Source organism: Massilia sp. Root133 (assembly GCF_001426525.1).
Taxonomy (GTDB): domain Bacteria; phylum Pseudomonadota; class Gammaproteobacteria; order Burkholderiales; family Burkholderiaceae_D; genus Telluria; species Telluria orientalis.
Genome location: NZ_LMEW01000034.1, coordinates 354,899 through 370,050 on the forward strand (window position 1 = coordinate 354,899; position 15,152 = coordinate 370,050).

Genomic DNA, 15,152 nt, shown 5'->3' on the forward strand with positions numbered 1-15,152 from the left:
GATCGCCTCACTCCCCCGGCATCGCGACGAAGCCCGGCAGCGCTTCCACGCGGGCGATCCAGGCGCGCACCCGCGCATACGGATCGAGCGCGATGCCGCCTTCCGGCGCGTGCGCGACATAGCTGTAGCACGCGACGTCCGCGATCGTGGGCGCGGCGCCGGCGAGCCAGTCGCGCGCGGCCAGCTCGCCTTCCATCAGGCCCAGCACGCGGGCGGCCAGCGCCTGCGACAGCGGGGCCGGCACGCCGGTGTCGTAGAACCGGGCGGACACGCGCGCGGCGGCCGGGCCGAACATGATCTCGCCCGCCGCCTGCGACAACCAGCGCTGTACGCGGGCCGCGCCGACGGGGTCTTCCGGCAGCCAGGCGCTGCCCGGCGCGTAACGCTTCGCGAGGTAGACGAGGATGGCGTTGCTGTCGGCCAGCACCACGTCGCCATCCTGCAGCACCGGGATCTGGCCCAGCGGATTCATGGCGCGGAACGCGGCGGAGTTGCGCACGTCGGCCGGGCTGTCGGCGAATTCGTAGGTCAGGTCGAGCAGGTGCAGGAACAGCCGGGCGCGGTGCGCGTGGCCGGACAGGCGAGTGCCGTGGAGGATGCGGGTCATGGTCGTCTCTCTGGTGATTGTCGGTCCCTGCATCGTAGTGCCGGATCATTCATACCGGAATCCGGCATAATGGCAATTCAGTATTCCACCTCTCGCAATAATCATGGACCGACTCGACGAGCTGCACGTGTTCATCGCCATCCTCGACGCGGGCAGCATGGCGTCCGCCGCGCGCAAGCTGGGCCGCTCGCCCGCGGCCGTCACGCGCATCCTGGGGACGCTGGAAAACCGCGCCGGCGCCCGGCTGTTCGAACGCAGCACGCGCCGCCTCGTGCCGACGGAAACGGGCCTGCGCCTCGCGGAACAGGCGCGCCGCCTGCTGGCGGACTACGACGCCGCGCTGCAGCCGCCAGGCGCCGGCACCCCGCGCGGCCTGCTGCGGCTCACGGCGCCCACCGTGTTCGGCCGGCGCCACGTGGCGCCGGTCGTCACGCGCTTCCTCGCGCTGCATCCGGACATCCAGGTCGACCTGACGCTGTCCGACCGCAATGTCGACCTGATCGAGGAAGGGATCGACGCCGCGCTGCGCATCGGCGCGCTGGCCAACCTGAGCCTCGTCGCGCGCCGGCTGGGCGAGGTGCGGCGCGTGACGGTAGCGAGCCCCGCCTACCTCGACCGGCGCGGCATTCCCCTCGTCCCGGCCGACCTCGCGGGCCACGAATTGATCATGTCGACGGCCGTGCGCAGCGTGGCCGAATGGCGCTTCCGCGCGGACGGCCGCGAGCACGTGGTGCGCTACAGCCCGCGCCTGCGCATGAACGACACGGAAGCCATGCTGGCGGCCGCGCGCGACGGCTTCGGCATCGCGCGGGCGCTGTCGTACCAGGTCGAACCGGACCTGCGGACCGGCCTGCTGCGCCGCCTGCTCGTGGAGTACGAGCCGGAACCGGCCCCGGTGCACCTCGTCATGCCCAGCAGCCGCCACATGGCGCCGCGCCTGCGCGCGTTCGTCGACTTCGCGGTGCGGGAATTCGCGGCGCTGGACGTGATCCGCTGATTGGCCTGAGCGAAGGCCGCTGCCTGTCACGCTGCACGACTTACTTGCCAGCTTCCCAGGTCGCCGCGACCTCGACACGGCGGTTGGGCTCAAGACAGTGGATCCGTTTTTTCTCGGCACCTCGACCTGGACAATTCAGGTCGGCCACCTTCGGCTGCAATGGGCCGACGCCTTTGATATCGATGTCCAGTTGCTTGATGACGTGCGGTGGCTTTTGCAGATACGACTGCAGGTAATTTGCCACGGTGAAGGCGCGCATTTGCGACAGCTGCAAGTTGTAATACGGCATACCGATCGAATCGGTATGGCCGATCACCTTGAGCGTCATCGTCGGTGCGTCCGTCGCGGCCAAATCCTTGGCGAATTTCTGCAATAACGCGTTCCCATCCGGCTTCAAGACATACTTATCGAATTCGAACAACTCGGTCTTGAGCGACTGCTGCGCGGTCCGCTCTTTTGGTTCCGGTGGCGGCGCAGGACGCACCGGCGGCGCTGCAGGCGGTGCCGCAGGCGGGGCTGCAGGCGGTGCCGCAGGCGGGGCTGCGCAAACGGACACCCCGGTGCCGAGCCCATTCACGATGCCGCTCTTGCGGAAACGTCGCACGGTCGTGTCCACCCGCATCCCGAGGATTTCCTTGGACGGTAAATAGACGTCAAGCACCCACTTGCTGGCGTCGACTTCTTTTTTGTCCTCCTCCTTTTGAGAAGCGCCACCGGCGTTTTTTGCGGAAGACGCAGCACCTGGCCCGGGCTTCTCGGCCGCCGTTTTTTTGCCTGGATAAGACACGAGCAGATAGCTTTCTGTACCAATCCGCGACAGGACATGCACATTGCAGAGTTTGTTCATGCCATCGCTCTGCTTGACACAAAGCTTTTCGCCGGCGTTCTCGATGATCTGGCACGCTGTGTTTGTCACCGTCATTTCAGCTGCGCGGAAATTGCCATATTTCGTCGTCATGGCCGTCAGCGCAAAAAAGAGGACAGGGTTGTTCAAGAAAAAGGAGACGATGACTGGCGCCGCAAACGCGGTCAGGCACGAAAATACGCGATGCTTCGGGTTAAGATCCGGAATACGCCACGCGCTGACGAGGTAGATGCCAATCACGTGAAGTATCATGCCGCTCCATGCGAGGCCGACGAAGAGACTGGTAAGGGAGATGTCCGCAGGATTGTCCGCGTATGGCGAATCGCGCAGCATGTTGAACAGGATTGCCATCGAAACCAACTCCATGGCCGCGACGCAAGTCATCATGAAGATGAACGAAACACGCGACCAGGTCAACGATCCGGTTTTTTCCGGTTTCGCTGAGTCCTGGTCGAGAGCCGGTTCAGGCTTCGTAAGCGATACGCCGCCTTCTGCCGTGATGCCCTTATCCGGCGTCGTGGGCGCATCGCCATTCGTTTTCCCCGCGCCGAAAGGCTTCTTCAGGAAGTGCCCAATGACAATCCATACAGTCGTCACGACAGGCAGGGCGGGCAGCAGCAGCCAACTCGGCATCGCGTTGTCGACGACAATGAAGAATATTCCGCAAACCGTCAGGAAAATAGCGAATGCCAGGAAGAAGCATTCGAAAATCCGCTTTCGCAACCCACCGCTATCCTTCTGCTCATGTCCGAGGTGCTCATCCAATCCCCAGGTCCCGATGACATAGGCCGGTGCAAACAGACTGAGACTGAAGACGACCAAGGTACACAATGCCGTGTAGGCAGCAGCAAATACCGTACTCGCCAACGACTTGAGGTCAAAGCTCGGGAAATACTCGATATGAAAGTGGTAGGCAAAAATGACTAACACACCATATAGCGTGGCTAACGCCGCACCGGACTGAAAAGGATTTTTCTTTATGTAGGCGAGCAGCCAGACTTCTTCAGGAACGCTCTTCTTGGCGGTATGTTTTCGCGAAAAATGTCGGATGCGAGGCGGAGCAGGTTCGTGCGGACTCATGAGAATGGATGGCATCCAGCCGCCGGACCGTTGGCGGCTTGGACATGAAATTTAGATAAGCAAATTTTATCATTATTTCAATATAACAACATTCTCAATTGCAATAAATCCCACCGTTGTGAATTATTAAGCTCAGAACATCAACCGCCCTTCGATCGAATCGTCGAGCGTTTTGCCGACGAGCGCCCCCACCGTCATCTTGGCGCCCGCGACGAGGTTGCCGTGCTTGTTGTCCCAGTAGTAACCGGATTGCGGCGTGAACCTGATGACGCTGATGCGCGGGTCGTCCTCCCCTTCCGTGAACCACGTCTTCAGCATCGGATTCCACAGGTCGTGGATGCGGGCGCGGTCTTCCAGGATCTCGGCGCGGCCTTCCAGTTCCAGGAGGCCCGCGTGCGCATCGCGCTGGAAGTACAGCTTGACGGCCGGGTTGGCCGCGAGCTCGTGGTTCTTGTGGCTGTCGTTCGCGCTCAGGAACCACAGGTTGCCGGCGTCGTCCGCCTTGCGCACGCTCATCGGGCGCACGCCGTTCGTCGAGCCGGTGCTGCCCGCCGTGCAGAAGAAGCAGGTGTTCGCGTCAATCGTCATGTCCTTCACACGCTTGATCGCTTCGCTGCCGCTCAGGTCGCGGCGATTCGTTTCGGGCTGGTTGCGGTTGATCGAGTCCATGGTCCCCTCCATCGGCCGGGATGGCCGTGTCGTCGCGCATGATCCAGTCCGCCGGCCGCGGCGTCTGTGCGCGGCCGCACAAGCCTCGTTATACTGGACGGCTCGACATCGACAGGGGATACGCATGACGCAGAAGATCATCGGTATGCTGGGCGGGATGAGCTGGAAAAGCTCGGCCGAATACTATCGCCTCGTCAACGAGGGCGTGCGCGACCGTCTCGGCGGCCTGCACGCCGCGCGCTGCCTCATGTGGTCGTTCGACTTCGACGACATCGCCGTCCTGCAGCGCGAAGACCGGTGGGACGACGCGGCCGAACAGATGATCGAGGCGGCACGGCGGCTGCAGCGCGGCGGCGCCGACTTCCTCGTCATCTGCACGAACACGATGCACAAGGCGGCGCCGCAGATCGAGGCCGCCGTGGACTTGCCCCTGCTGCACATCGCCGACCCGACGGCCGCGCGCATCAAGGCTGCCGGCTACAAGCGCATCGGCCTGCTGGGCACCGCCTTCACGATGGAACAGGATTTTTATAAAGGCCGGCTGGCCGACAAGCACGGCCTGGACGTGCTCGTGCCCGATGCGGACGATCGCGCCACGGTCCACCGCATCATCTACGAGGAGCTCGTGCAGGGACGCGTCGAAGCGGCGTCGCGCGAGGCCTACCGCGGCGTGATCCGGCGCCTCGTCGCGGCCGGCGCGGAAGCGATCATCCTCGGCTGCACGGAGATCATGCTGCTCGTCGGGCCCGAGGACAGCCCCGTGCCGCTGTACGACACGACGGGGCTGCATGCGGAGGCGGCCGTCGCGCTGGCGCTGGGGTGACCGTCACCCGGCCGGCGCGATGTTGTGATTGAAGCGGAACAGGTTGTCCGGATCGTAGCGCCGCTTCACCTGCACGAGCCGGTCCCAGTTCGTGCCGTACGCCTCGTGGATGCGCGCGCCCTCGTCCTGCGTCAGGAAATTGATGTAGACACTGCCGGCCGCATACGGCGCCACGGCCGCGAAGAACTCCCGTGCCCAAGCCACGCAGCGCGCATCGTCGGCGGCGTCGAGCCAGCGCCCGTGCACGTTCATCGCATACATCACATTGCGGTGCGGGTACGCGGTGGCGTCCACCGCCGGCTCGTTCGCGCGGCCGCCGATGAGGCCCAGGAAGATCTCGCACTGCGGCGTCGGCACGGCGGCGGCATAGCGCAGCACGAGGTCGACGGCCTCGTCGGACAGCGTGGTGAAGTTGTGCGACTTCCAGTAATTGCGCGCGCCCGGCGCCAGCAGCGGGTCGAACGTCTTCTGCCACGCCGCGTACGGGACGGCGCCCACGTGTTCGCCCAGCACGTCGCCGAACGACCGCACGGGCGCCAGCACCGGCTCCGCTTCCTCCGGCGGGCGTGTCGAGAACACGGCCAGCGCGACGATGTCCTGGCCGTGCACGGCCTGCGGCAGGAACGGCAGCGGCGGCGCCTTGCGTAATACGGCCCAGATCGAGACGTCGTTCGGCAGCGTGTCCACGTAGTCGCGGTAGCGGCGCAGCACCGCTTGCCCCTGCGCCGCCGGGAACACGACCAGCCCGGCCGTGACGAGCGGCCCGACGGCATGCAGCGCGAATTCGAAGCGCGTGACCACGCCGAAGTTGCCGCCGCCGCCGCGGATCGCCCAGAACAAATCCGGCTCCTGGCGCGGTCCGATGTGGCGCCGGCGCGCGTCCGCCGTGACGATCTCGGCGCCCACGAGGCTGTCCACCGTGAGCCCCAGCATGCGCGACAGCCAGCCGAAGCCGCCGCCCAATGTCAGGCCCGCCGCGCCCGTCGTCGAATTGATGCCGAGCGGGACGGCGAGGCCGCAGGCCTGGGTCTCGTGGTCGACGTCGGCCAGCAGCGCACCGCCGTCGACGTACGCGAGGCAGGCGTCCGGGTCGACGTGGACACTGCGCATGCCCGCCAGGTCGATCACGAGCCCGTCGTCGCAGATCGCGTTGCCGGCGATGTTGTGGCCGCCGCCGCGCACGGCCAGCGGCAGGCCGTGGTCGCGCGCGAACGCGACGGCCGTGCACACGTCGGCCGTGCCGGCGCAGCGCGCGATCAGCGCCGGGCGGCGGTCGATCATCGCGTTCCAGATCTGCCGCGCGCCATCGTAGTCGGGGTCGCCCGGCTGCAGCAGCGGCCCCCGCAAGGCGGCCCGCAAGCCGTCGACTGTTTCCTCTTTCAATGCAGCCATGATGTCGCCTCCGCGCATACGCCGTCCTTGCAGCATAGTCGACCGTGCGGAGGTTACAAGCGGGGCCGACTATCGTCCTGGTCGTTTTGTACTGGTTTTGTCGTACATAAACAGGAGGTTTGCCTAGCGATTCCGTGACACTCGACTGATGCCTGAATCTTTCCGGGCCGATAGACTTTTCTCCAAGCATTGACACTGAACAACCACTCAACTGATCTGAGTCAAGCAGGGAGTAAGAAAATGAACAATGAACTCGGCGCCTTTTTCGCACTTGCCATCATGCTCGTCACGGACCCGCGCAACGTCGCGCTGTTCGTCCTGCTCGTGGCCGCCGCCGTCGCCGACGTCCGGCACCAGCGGATCCCGAACCGGCTGACGCTGGGCGGCCTCGCGTTCGGCCTCGCCTACAGCACCGTCGAGCCGTTCTGGGGCGGACACGGATTCCTGTGGTCCCTGGCCGGGGCCGGCGTCGGCTTTGCCGTGCTCTTCCCGCTGTGGCTGCTGCACCTGACGGGCGCGGGCGACGTCAAGCTGATGGCGATGGCCGGCTCCCTGCTGGGCCTGCACGCGGTCCCGCTGGCCCTGGTCGGCACCTTCGCCGCCGGCGGCGTGTGCGCCATCCTGTACGCCCTCCGCCACGGCACCCTACGCGTCATGCTGGGCAACGTCATGCGGATCCTGCACCTGGGCGGCATCGCGGTCACGGCCGGCCTGCCCGTCCGCATCGCGACGACGGACCCGGGTTCCGTCGGCAGGCTGCCGTACGCCGTTCCCATCGCGCTGGGCACCATCACGACGACGGTCGCCGCGCACTTCGGTTTCCTCTGACAACTCCGGTGACATCATGAAAAACGTCAAGGCATTCGCCCTGCTGCTGGTTGCGGCCGTCCTCGGCCTCGTGGCCGCCATTTACGCCAACAACTGGGTCGGCCAGCACAACAAGGTCGCGGCCAACAAGGTCGTCGTCGCCACCGTCGACATCCCCGCCGGCAGCCGGCTCGAACCGGAAATGCTGACGACGATCGACTGGCCCGCCACCGCGCTGCCGACCGGCGCGGTCGCCGATCCCGCCGCGCTGAAGAGCCGCGTCGTCAAGCAGGACGTCGTCCGCGGCGAGGCCGTCATCGACGGCAAGCTGGCCCCGGTCGGCACGATGGGCGGCCTGTCCGCCGTCATCGCCGAGGGCAAGCGGGCGATGACGGTGCGCGTCAACGACGTCGTCGGCGTGGCCGGCTTCGCCCTCCCCGGCAACTACGTCGACATCCTCGTCCACGCCCAGCGCGACGAGGGCAAGGGCGAGACGAAACCGATCAGCAAGACGGTGCTCGAACATGTGCTCGTGCTGGCCGTGGCGCAGGAAGCCGGCCGCGACGACACCAAGCCGAAGGTCGTCAACGCCGTCACGCTCGAGCTCTCTCTGGCCGACTCGGAAAAACTCGACCTGGCCCGCAGCATCGGCACCCTGTCGCTCGCCCTGCGCAACCAGTCGGACGAAGCGACCGTCAGCACCGCCGGCATCACCCGCACCGAACTGCTGGGCGAACCGAAGGTCTTCAAGACCGCGGCGCCGGTCCGCGTGACGCCGCCCCGGCCGCGCCCCGCCGCGCCCCGCCACTGCATCGAAGTCATCGAGATGCCGGACGGTTCGACCAGGCAGAGCTGCTTCAACTAGCACCCACGCCAACCGGACAGGAGTCAATCGTGCGCCATACCGTCCTCACCACCCTCGCGGCCGCCGCACTGTGCTGCGCCAACGCCGCCGCAGCGACTTCGGCAGCGACCGCCCGGCACGACGCCGCCGCGCTGCGCCAGTGCACCGCGACGCAGGTCGAAAAGCCGTCGTACGTCACGCTCGGCAAGTCGACCGTCGTGATGCTGCCCTATGCCGTCATCCGCATGGCCGTCGGCGGCGCCCAGCCCGGCCAGCGTGCCGCCGTGGCGCAGCCGGCCGCCGCGCCTGCCCTGCCGGGCATGCCGCTGGCCCCCATGCCCGCCCCGGCGCCGGAACAGGATGGTGTGTCGGAAGTGCGCATCACGCTGCTGGCCCCCACGGAGCTGTTCGTCCTCGGCCGCAAGACGGGCGCCATGAACGTGATCCTGCAGGACGCCGACGGCCGCTGCCACCTGAAGGACATCGTCGTGACCGTCGATCCGGAAGCGCTGCAGTCGCTGCTGGCCGACCTGGTGCCGGACGAACGGGGCATCCGCGTCAAGGCCGCCGAAAACAGCCTCGTGCTGACGGGCGAAGTCAGCGACCCCGTGGTCCTCGACCAGGTGCTGTCGCTGGCCGCGTCCTACGGCGACGGCAAGAAGGTCGTGAACCTGCTGCATGTCGCGGGTGCCCAGCAGGTCATGCTCGAGGTGAAGATCGCGGAAGTCAGCAAGACGCTGCTCGACAAACTGGGTTCCAGCGTCGGCCTCGCCCGCAGCCGCAACGGCGGCACGGACACCTTCTCGCTGCTGTCGAACTTCCTCAGCGAAGGCGGCGGCTTCGCCCAGGCGATGCGGCTCGGCCGCACGACGCTGCAGGTCGACGGCCAGAAAGACGACGGCCTCGTGCGCGTGCTCGCGGAACCGAACATCATGGCCGTCAGCGGCCAGCAGGCCAGCTTCCTCTCGGGCGGCAAGATCTTCATCCCGGTCGCGCGCGATCCGGGCGCCGGCGGCTTCACGACGATCACGCTGGAAGAAAAGGAATTCGGCATCGGCATCAAGTTCACGCCGACGGTGCTGGGCGGCTCGCGCGTCAACCTCAAGATGGTGTCCGAGGTGTCCGACCTGGCGCAGGCGGGCAACCCGTTCGTGTCGGTCAACGGCGTCACCTCGGTGCTGCCCTCGTTCACCGTGCGGCGCGCCGACACGACGGTGCAGCTGAACGACGGCCAGAGCTTCGTGATCGCGGGGCTCATCAAGAACAACACGACGGAGACGGTCAAGCGCTTCCCCGGCCTGGGCGAGATCCCCGTGCTCGGCGCGCTGTTCCGCAGCAGCGAATTCCAGAAGGACCAGACGGAGCTGATGTTCGTCGTCACGCCCCGCCTCGTCAAGCCGCTGGCCGCCACGCCGCGCCTGCCCACCGACAACCACGTGCCGCCGACACGGGCCGACGTGTATCTCAACGGCAGCCTCGAAAGGAGCGAGAAATGAAGACCATCACCGCATGCGCGCTGGCGCTGCTGGCCGCCGGTTGCGCGGAGACCCCGACCCCGCACTACGACATGCAGCTGGGCGCGGCCGTCCGCGAGGCCAGGCTGGCGATGACGATCGATCCCGCCGCGGGCAGCCGCCCCGACGAGGTCAAGGGCATAGACGGCCGCGCCGCGAAGGAAGCGATCAAGCGCTACCAGGATTCGTTCAAGGAACCGCCGCCCGTCGTGAACGTAGTCAACATCGGCGGCGCAATTGGCGGAGGCAACGGCGGTTCCGGCGGCCGTTGAAGCAGCAGAGGCCGGACCGGTCCGGTAAGTCGGTCCACTATTTTCACTCACCATCAGCTTGAAAGGACTCTAAACATGGACATCGTCAAGACCATGACCACCCTGGCCGTCGGCTTCGTACGCGAGGAAGACGGTTCGCAGGTCGTCGAGTACGGACTCATCATCGCCCTCGTTTCGATTGCCCTGGCGGTCGGGCTCGCCAAGATCGCCGGCAGCGATCCGTTCTCGGCACTGGCGACGAAGATCTCCTCGTGCCTGGGCGGCACCTGTTCGTAAGAATGCGGAGCGCCGTCGGCTCCGATATGAAGCAGTAGCAGAGGCAGCACGGGTCCGACATCGGTCGACCCATGATTTTCCACTCACCAGTCATTGAAAGGACTTCAACATGGACATCCTGCACACCGTGAAAACCCTGGCCGCCGACTTTGCACGCGAAGAAGAAGGTTCGCAAGTCGTCGAATACGGACTCATCATCGCCCTGGTGTCGATCGCGCTGGCCGTCGGCCTCTCCAAGATCGCCGGCACCAGCGCTTTCTCGGCATTGGCAACCAAGGTGGGTACGTGCCTGAGCGGCACCTGCAGCTGAACCAGAGCGCCGCGGGTGGCGCCGCAGTCCGGCGCCACCCGGCTCTCCGCCAGCACTTGTCACGAGCACGAAAGGACGATCATGCGGTCCCTGATCAAACAGAGGAGAAACGAAGCGGGCGCGGTCATCGTCACCGTCGCGCTCCTGCTGTTCCTGCTGCTCGGCTTCCTGGGACTGGCGGTCGATCTCGGCCACCTCTTCATCGTCCGCTCGGAACTGCAAACATCCATGGACGCGTGCGCCCTCGCCGCCGCGCAGGAATTGAACGGCCAGCCCGATGCGCTGGCACGGGCCACGAACGCCGGCATCGCGGCCGGCAACGTCAACCGGGTCGACCTGCAGTCCGCCACCTGGAGCGGCAAGGGTCAGGTGACGGCGGCCGACATCACGTTCCGCGACCAGAACCACAACGTGGGCGCCACCAGTGCGACGGCGCGCTACGTGCGTTGCAACCACGTCCAGCGCGACACGGCGACGAACCTCGTCCACATGGCCGGCCTGCTGGTCGGCTCCTCGGCGTTCGCCGCGAAGATGGACGTCGCCGCGCTGGCGGAAGCGACGACCACGCCGGCGCAGTCGACCTGCCCCATGCCCCTCGCGCTGAAACCGAAAGCGGGCGGCGCCAAGCCCAATTTTGGATTCGTCAAGGGCGAATGGGTCACGCTGCTGAGCAAGACGACCGCGTCGGCCGGGCAAATCGGCTGGGCGAACCTGGACGGCAGCTCCAGCGCCTCCGAAACGGAAGCCGAACTGAAAGGCTATTGCGGCACCAAAGTGGGCAGCAAGCTGGGCACGCCCGGCGTGCAGGGCACGATCGCCGACACGTGGAATGCGCGCTTCGGTCTCTACAAGAACAACAGCGGACCGGCCGCCGCGAGCCCCGATTTCACCGGCTTCGTGTACACCCAGGCCGGCACGTGGTCGCCGGGAAGCAATGCCTACGGCGACTTCGTCAACAAGCGCCAGGCGTTCGCCAACTGCGCCGCATCGGTCGGCGCCTGCGAGGCCGCGACCAAGCTGAAACTCAACCAGTTCGCGTCGGTGGCCACGGGCGGCGCGAACGGCGACCTCAAGAAATACGGCACCAACCGGCGCCTCGTCGTCGTGCCGGTCGTCGACGGCGGCTACAACGTGATCGACTTCGCCTGCATGCTCCTGCTGCAGCCGATTCCGTCGCCGTTCGACGACGTGCAGCTGGAATTCCTGGGCAACGCGTCGGATGCCTCCAGCCCCTGCACGGCCAACGGCCTCCCGGGCGGCCTCGCGGGGCCGCTCGTTCCCGTCCTCGTACGATAAGGAGTTCGCCATGAAGAACCAGAAAGGCGTTGCGCTCGTCGAGTTTGCCCTGATCCTGCCGATGCTCGTCATGCTGCTGTTCCTGACGACGGAATTCGGCCGCGCCTACTACCAGTACGACACGATCACGAAAGCCGTACGGCAGTCGGCGCGCTACCTGTCGGTGCGGGCCCAGGGCACGGGCATCGTCAACGCCAGGAACATCATCGTCTACGGAAACCCGAACGGCACCGGCTCGCCGCGCTTCGCGGGACTGACGCTGTCCAACGTGCCCGATCCCGTCTGGAGCACGACGGGCAGCTACCCCGTGATGAACACCGTCACCGTCAGTGTCACCGGATTCACGTTCGTGCCGATGGCCGGCAGCGTCTTCGGCATGCGTCTCAACAACATAGTCTTCGGCACGATCCAGGCCACGATGCGGAGCCCGTCATGAACACCAGACAAAGGGGCTCGACCAGCGTCGAATTCGCCCTCGCCTTCCTCCTGCTCCTCGGCTTCCTGCTGGGCATCCTCGACTTTGCGCGCCTGCTGTACACGTGGAACGTCGCCAACGAGACCGCCCGGGCCGGCGCACGGTACGCCGTCGTGTGCGCGGATCCGACCAACAAGGCCCGGATCCTGGCGACGATGCAGGGCCTGATGCCGCAGGTCTCCGACATCGACGTCGTCTGGCAACCGGCCAACTGCGATGCGACCAACTGCGAATCCGTCACCGTCGCGATCACGGGCCTGCAATTCCGCTGGATCGCGCCGATTCCGAGCCTGCTGGCCACGCCCCTGGTCATGCTGCCCGGTTTCTCGACCTATCTCCCGCGCGAGATGATGACCTACAACCCCCTGATCTGCTAGCCCATCGAGAGGACACCATGAAGATCGTAATCGTTTCCGAGGACAAGGCCTTCCTCAAGCTGGCGGCCTCGATCCTGGCCGTGACGGGCCATGACGTCATGAGCACGGCCGGCAACGCGGCCGAACTGCGCACGCTCGCCAAGGCGCTGGCGCCGGACGTGCTGCTGCTGGACGGCCGCGACGACAAGGCGCTCGACTTCACCCAGATCGAGCGCACGACCATGCAATGCCCCGGCGTGGCGGTGCTGCTGCTCGCCACCGCGCGCGCGCCCGGCTTCCTGATCGACGCCATGCGGGCCGGCGTGCGCGAGGTGCTGCCGTCCGTACACCCCGGCGAGCTGCTGGCGGCCGTCGAACGCGCGGCCGTGAAGCTGTCGGCCGTGCGCACGGCAAGCCAGGGCAAGATCCACGCCTTCATCGGCACGAGCGGCGGCAGCGGCACGACGTTCCTCGCCACGAACTTCGGCTACCAGCTGGCGCAGTCGCACAAGGTGCTGCTGATCGACCTGAACCTGCAGTTCGGCGACGCGCTCAGCTTCCTGCAGGACACCCGCGCGGCAAGCACGATCACGGACCTGACGCGCGACATCAACCGCCTCGACGCGCCGCTGCTGCAGGCCACCACCATCAAGGTCACGCCCGCGTACAGCATCCTCGCGGCGCCGGAAGAACCCGGCCAGGCCGCGGACATCCGCCCCGAGCACATCGACGCCATCCTCAAGCTGGCCGTCACGCAGTACGATTTCGTGCTGCTCGACCTGCCGCGCGTGGTGGACGCCATGCTGATGACGGCGCTGGACCAGGCTGCGTCGATCTTCCTCGTGCTGCAGGCGAGCGTGCCGCACCTGCGCAATGCCGACAAGCTGCTGTCCGTGTTCCGCTCGCTCGACTACCCGAAGGACAAGATCGAGCTGCTGCTGAACCGCTACGACAAGCGCGACGACATCACGCTCGACAAGATCCGGCGCACCCTGGGCGCGCACGAGATCCACATGATCGCGAACGGCTGGCGCCAGGTGAGCACGGCCATCAACCACGGCGTGCCGCTCGTGCAGGTGGAGCGCAAGCACGGCGTGATCCGCGGCCTGTCGGAACTGGGCGGCGCGATGGCGGCGGCGGCCGAGCCGCCTGCAAGCCTGTTCGACCGCCTGTTCCGCCGCGCCTGACCCACCCACGGAGGATGCCATGTCCCTGCGCGATAAACTCAGCATGCCCGTCGCCGCGGATGCCGGCAAGGCCGGCGTCCAGCAGGCGATCCTGCGCGACGCCTACAAGCAGCTGAAGGAACAGATGCACCTGAAGCTGCTCGACCGGTTCGACCTCACGGTGCTGGAGAGCCTGCCGGCCGACCGTCTGCGCCAGGAGATCGCCACCGCGATCGACGGCATGCTGCTGGACGAGGACACGCCCATCAGCGGCCTCGAACGGCGCATGCTCGTGCGCGACATCCAGCACGAGATGCTGGGCTTCGGCCCGCTCGAACTGCTGATGGCCGATCCGGCCGTCTCCGACATCCTCGTCAACGCGTGGGACAAAGTCTACGTCGAACGCCACGGCAAGCTGGAACTGTCCGACGTCACGTTCACGGACGACCGCCACCTGATGCGCATCATCGACAAGATCGTGTCGCTCGTCGGCCGCCGCATCGACGAATCGAGCCCGATGGTCGACGCGCGCCTGCCCGACGGCTCGCGCGTGAACGCGGTGATCCCGCCCGTCGCGCTGGACGGCCCGATGATGTCGATCCGCCGTTTCGCGCACATCCCGCTCAAGATGACGAACCTGGTGGACGAGATGCGCAGCCTCACGCCGGACATGGCCGCCATGCTCGAGGGCCTGAGCCGGGCGAAGGTCAACATGATGATCTCGGGCGGCACGGGCGCCGGCAAGACGACCTTGCTGAACATCCTGTCCGGCTACATCCCCGAGACCGAGCGCCTCGTGACGATCGAGGACGCGGCCGAGCTGCAGCTGCAGCAGCCGCACGTCGTGCGCCTGGAAACGCGGCCGCCGAACATCGAAGGCAGGGGCGAGGTCACGGCGCGCGCCCTCGTCAAGAACGCCCTGCGGATGCGGCCGGACCGCATCATCATCGGCGAGGTGCGCGGCGCCGAGGCGGTCGACATGCTGCAGGCCATGAACACGGGCCACGAAGGCTCGCTGACGACGATCCACGCGAACACGCCGCGCGACGCGCTGTCGCGGCTGGAGAACATGATCGGCATGGCCAACCTGAACCTGCCGCACAAGGCGGCGCGCCAGCAGGTCGCGTCCGCCATCACGGTCGTCATCCAGGCGCTGCGCCTGACGGACGGCCGGCGCAAGGTGACGAGCATCCAGGAGATCACGGGCATGGAAGGCGACGTGATCACGATGCAGGAAATCTTCGCCTACCACCAGACCGGCGTCGACGGCGATGGCCGCATCATCGGCCATTTCCAGGCGACGGGCGTGCGTCCCCGCTTCGCGGAGCGGCTGCGCGCATTCGGCATCCACCTGCCCGACCACATGTTCGATCCGTCCCGCCGCCTTGCCTGAGGAGAGCGTC

The 15,152-nt window shown here is 66.4% G+C and carries 17 protein-coding genes; 13 read left to right on the forward strand and 4 right to left on the reverse strand.

Annotated features, from left to right (window positions below):
• Positions 1–7: 7 nt before the first annotated feature.
• Positions 8–607 (reverse strand): glutathione S-transferase family protein, encoded by a 600-nt coding sequence (locus tag ASD28_RS26050; RefSeq protein ID WP_056135554.1) that lies wholly within the window; start codon positions 605–607, stop codon positions 8–10.
• A gap of 103 nt (positions 608–710) precedes the next feature.
• Between ASD28_RS26050 and ASD28_RS26055 the strand changes: the two genes are divergently transcribed.
• The gene (locus tag ASD28_RS26055; protein WP_056135557.1) at positions 711–1,604 is read left to right on the forward strand and encodes a LysR family transcriptional regulator; all 894 of its coding nucleotides are present in this window, start codon (positions 711–713) and stop codon (positions 1,602–1,604) included.
• Positions 1,605–1,644: 40 nt separating this feature from the next.
• Here ASD28_RS26055 and ASD28_RS26060 read toward each other — a convergent pair whose 3' ends face one another.
• Positions 1,645–3,564: an OmpA family protein gene (locus ASD28_RS26060; protein WP_082579193.1), complete on the reverse strand. Its 1,920-nt coding sequence runs from the start codon at positions 3,562–3,564 to the stop codon at positions 1,645–1,647.
• 117 nt (positions 3,565–3,681) lie between these two features.
• A complete protein-coding gene (locus tag ASD28_RS26065; RefSeq protein WP_056135563.1) occupies positions 3,682–4,218 on the reverse strand; it encodes a pyridoxamine 5'-phosphate oxidase family protein in 537 nt (178 codons plus the stop codon).
• A gap of 124 nt (positions 4,219–4,342) precedes the next feature.
• Here ASD28_RS26065 and ASD28_RS26070 point away from each other — a divergent pair, with 124 nt between their 5' ends.
• Complete coding sequence (locus ASD28_RS26070) at positions 4,343–5,041, forward strand: aspartate/glutamate racemase family protein (RefSeq protein WP_056135565.1); 699 nt, start codon at positions 4,343–4,345, stop codon at positions 5,039–5,041.
• A 3-nt stretch (positions 5,042–5,044) separates the two neighbouring features.
• Here the strand turns inward: ASD28_RS26070 and ASD28_RS26075 are convergent, their stop codons facing one another.
• Positions 5,045–6,433, reverse strand: a complete 1,389-nt coding sequence (locus ASD28_RS26075) for an FAD-binding oxidoreductase (protein ID WP_056136001.1) — start codon at positions 6,431–6,433, stop codon at positions 5,045–5,047.
• Positions 6,434–6,673: 240 nt separating this feature from the next.
• Between ASD28_RS26075 and ASD28_RS26080 the strand changes: the two genes are divergently transcribed.
• The 11 genes from ASD28_RS26080 (at position 6,674) to ASD28_RS26130 (ending at position 15,142) form a co-directional block, all read left to right on the forward strand.
• A complete protein-coding gene (locus tag ASD28_RS26080) occupies positions 6,674–7,261 on the forward strand; it encodes a prepilin peptidase (RefSeq protein ID WP_056135568.1) in 588 nt (195 codons plus the stop codon).
• Positions 7,262–7,277: 16 nt separating this feature from the next.
• Positions 7,278–8,105: a Flp pilus assembly protein CpaB gene (cpaB, locus tag ASD28_RS26085; protein ID WP_056135571.1), complete on the forward strand. Its 828-nt coding sequence runs from the start codon at positions 7,278–7,280 to the stop codon at positions 8,103–8,105.
• A 29-nt stretch (positions 8,106–8,134) separates the two neighbouring features.
• Complete coding sequence (locus ASD28_RS26090) at positions 8,135–9,580, forward strand: type II and III secretion system protein family protein (RefSeq protein ID WP_229412165.1); 1,446 nt, start codon at positions 8,135–8,137, stop codon at positions 9,578–9,580.
• Positions 9,577–9,870 carry a hypothetical protein gene (locus tag ASD28_RS26095; RefSeq protein WP_056135577.1) on the forward strand — a complete coding sequence of 98 codons (294 nt, stop codon included), beginning with the start codon at positions 9,577–9,579 and terminating at the stop codon, positions 9,868–9,870. Before ASD28_RS26090 ends, ASD28_RS26095 begins: the two co-directional genes overlap by 4 nt.
• A 75-nt stretch (positions 9,871–9,945) precedes the next feature.
• Positions 9,946–10,146 (forward strand): Flp family type IVb pilin, encoded by a 201-nt coding sequence (locus tag ASD28_RS26100; protein WP_056135580.1) that lies wholly within the window; start codon positions 9,946–9,948, stop codon positions 10,144–10,146.
• A gap of 109 nt (positions 10,147–10,255) precedes the next feature.
• On the forward strand, positions 10,256–10,456 hold the full coding sequence (locus ASD28_RS26105) for a Flp family type IVb pilin (protein WP_056135583.1): 201 nt from the start codon (positions 10,256–10,258) through the stop codon (positions 10,454–10,456).
• A gap of 81 nt (positions 10,457–10,537) precedes the next feature.
• Positions 10,538–11,752 carry a pilus assembly protein TadG-related protein gene (locus ASD28_RS26110; protein WP_056135586.1) on the forward strand — a complete coding sequence of 405 codons (1,215 nt, stop codon included), beginning with the start codon at positions 10,538–10,540 and terminating at the stop codon, positions 11,750–11,752.
• Between the two features lie 10 nt (positions 11,753–11,762).
• Positions 11,763–12,188, forward strand: a complete 426-nt coding sequence (locus ASD28_RS26115) for a TadE/TadG family type IV pilus assembly protein (protein WP_056135594.1) — start codon at positions 11,763–11,765, stop codon at positions 12,186–12,188.
• A complete protein-coding gene (locus tag ASD28_RS26120; protein ID WP_056135597.1) occupies positions 12,185–12,604 on the forward strand; it encodes a TadE/TadG family type IV pilus assembly protein in 420 nt (139 codons plus the stop codon). Before ASD28_RS26115 ends, ASD28_RS26120 begins: the two co-directional genes overlap by 4 nt.
• Positions 12,605–12,621: 17 nt before the next feature.
• Complete coding sequence (locus ASD28_RS26125; protein ID WP_056135600.1) at positions 12,622–13,770, forward strand: AAA family ATPase; 1,149 nt, start codon at positions 12,622–12,624, stop codon at positions 13,768–13,770.
• Between the two features lie 19 nt (positions 13,771–13,789).
• Positions 13,790–15,142: a CpaF family protein gene (locus tag ASD28_RS26130; protein WP_056135603.1), complete on the forward strand. Its 1,353-nt coding sequence runs from the start codon at positions 13,790–13,792 to the stop codon at positions 15,140–15,142.
• Positions 15,143–15,152 lie beyond the last annotated feature (10 nt).

Excerpts from the sequence above, each read along its gene's own strand:
- ASD28_RS26050 (WP_056135554.1), bottom strand. The coding sequence starts at position 607 with ATGACCCGCATCCTCCACGGCACTCGCCTGTCCGGCCACGCGCACCGC.
- ASD28_RS26055 (WP_056135557.1), top strand. The coding sequence starts at position 711 with ATGGACCGACTCGACGAGCTGCACGTGTTCATCGCCATCCTCGACGCG.
- ASD28_RS26060 (WP_082579193.1), bottom strand. The coding sequence starts at position 3,564 with ATGCCATCCATTCTCATGAGTCCGCACGAACCTGCTCCGCCTCGCATC.
- ASD28_RS26065 (WP_056135563.1), bottom strand. The coding sequence starts at position 4,218 with ATGGACTCGATCAACCGCAACCAGCCCGAAACGAATCGCCGCGACCTG.
- ASD28_RS26070 (WP_056135565.1), top strand. The coding sequence starts at position 4,343 with ATGACGCAGAAGATCATCGGTATGCTGGGCGGGATGAGCTGGAAAAGC.
- ASD28_RS26075 (WP_056136001.1), bottom strand. The coding sequence starts at position 6,433 with ATGGCTGCATTGAAAGAGGAAACAGTCGACGGCTTGCGGGCCGCCTTG.
- ASD28_RS26080 (WP_056135568.1), top strand. The coding sequence starts at position 6,674 with ATGAACAATGAACTCGGCGCCTTTTTCGCACTTGCCATCATGCTCGTC.
- cpaB (WP_056135571.1), top strand. The coding sequence starts at position 7,278 with ATGAAAAACGTCAAGGCATTCGCCCTGCTGCTGGTTGCGGCCGTCCTC.
- ASD28_RS26095 (WP_056135577.1), top strand. The coding sequence starts at position 9,577 with ATGAAGACCATCACCGCATGCGCGCTGGCGCTGCTGGCCGCCGGTTGC.
- ASD28_RS26100 (WP_056135580.1), top strand. The coding sequence starts at position 9,946 with ATGGACATCGTCAAGACCATGACCACCCTGGCCGTCGGCTTCGTACGC.
- ASD28_RS26105 (WP_056135583.1), top strand. The coding sequence starts at position 10,256 with ATGGACATCCTGCACACCGTGAAAACCCTGGCCGCCGACTTTGCACGC.
- ASD28_RS26110 (WP_056135586.1), top strand. The coding sequence starts at position 10,538 with ATGCGGTCCCTGATCAAACAGAGGAGAAACGAAGCGGGCGCGGTCATC.
- ASD28_RS26115 (WP_056135594.1), top strand. The coding sequence starts at position 11,763 with ATGAAGAACCAGAAAGGCGTTGCGCTCGTCGAGTTTGCCCTGATCCTG.
- ASD28_RS26120 (WP_056135597.1), top strand. The coding sequence starts at position 12,185 with ATGAACACCAGACAAAGGGGCTCGACCAGCGTCGAATTCGCCCTCGCC.
- ASD28_RS26125 (WP_056135600.1), top strand. The coding sequence starts at position 12,622 with ATGAAGATCGTAATCGTTTCCGAGGACAAGGCCTTCCTCAAGCTGGCG.
- ASD28_RS26130 (WP_056135603.1), top strand. The coding sequence starts at position 13,790 with ATGTCCCTGCGCGATAAACTCAGCATGCCCGTCGCCGCGGATGCCGGC.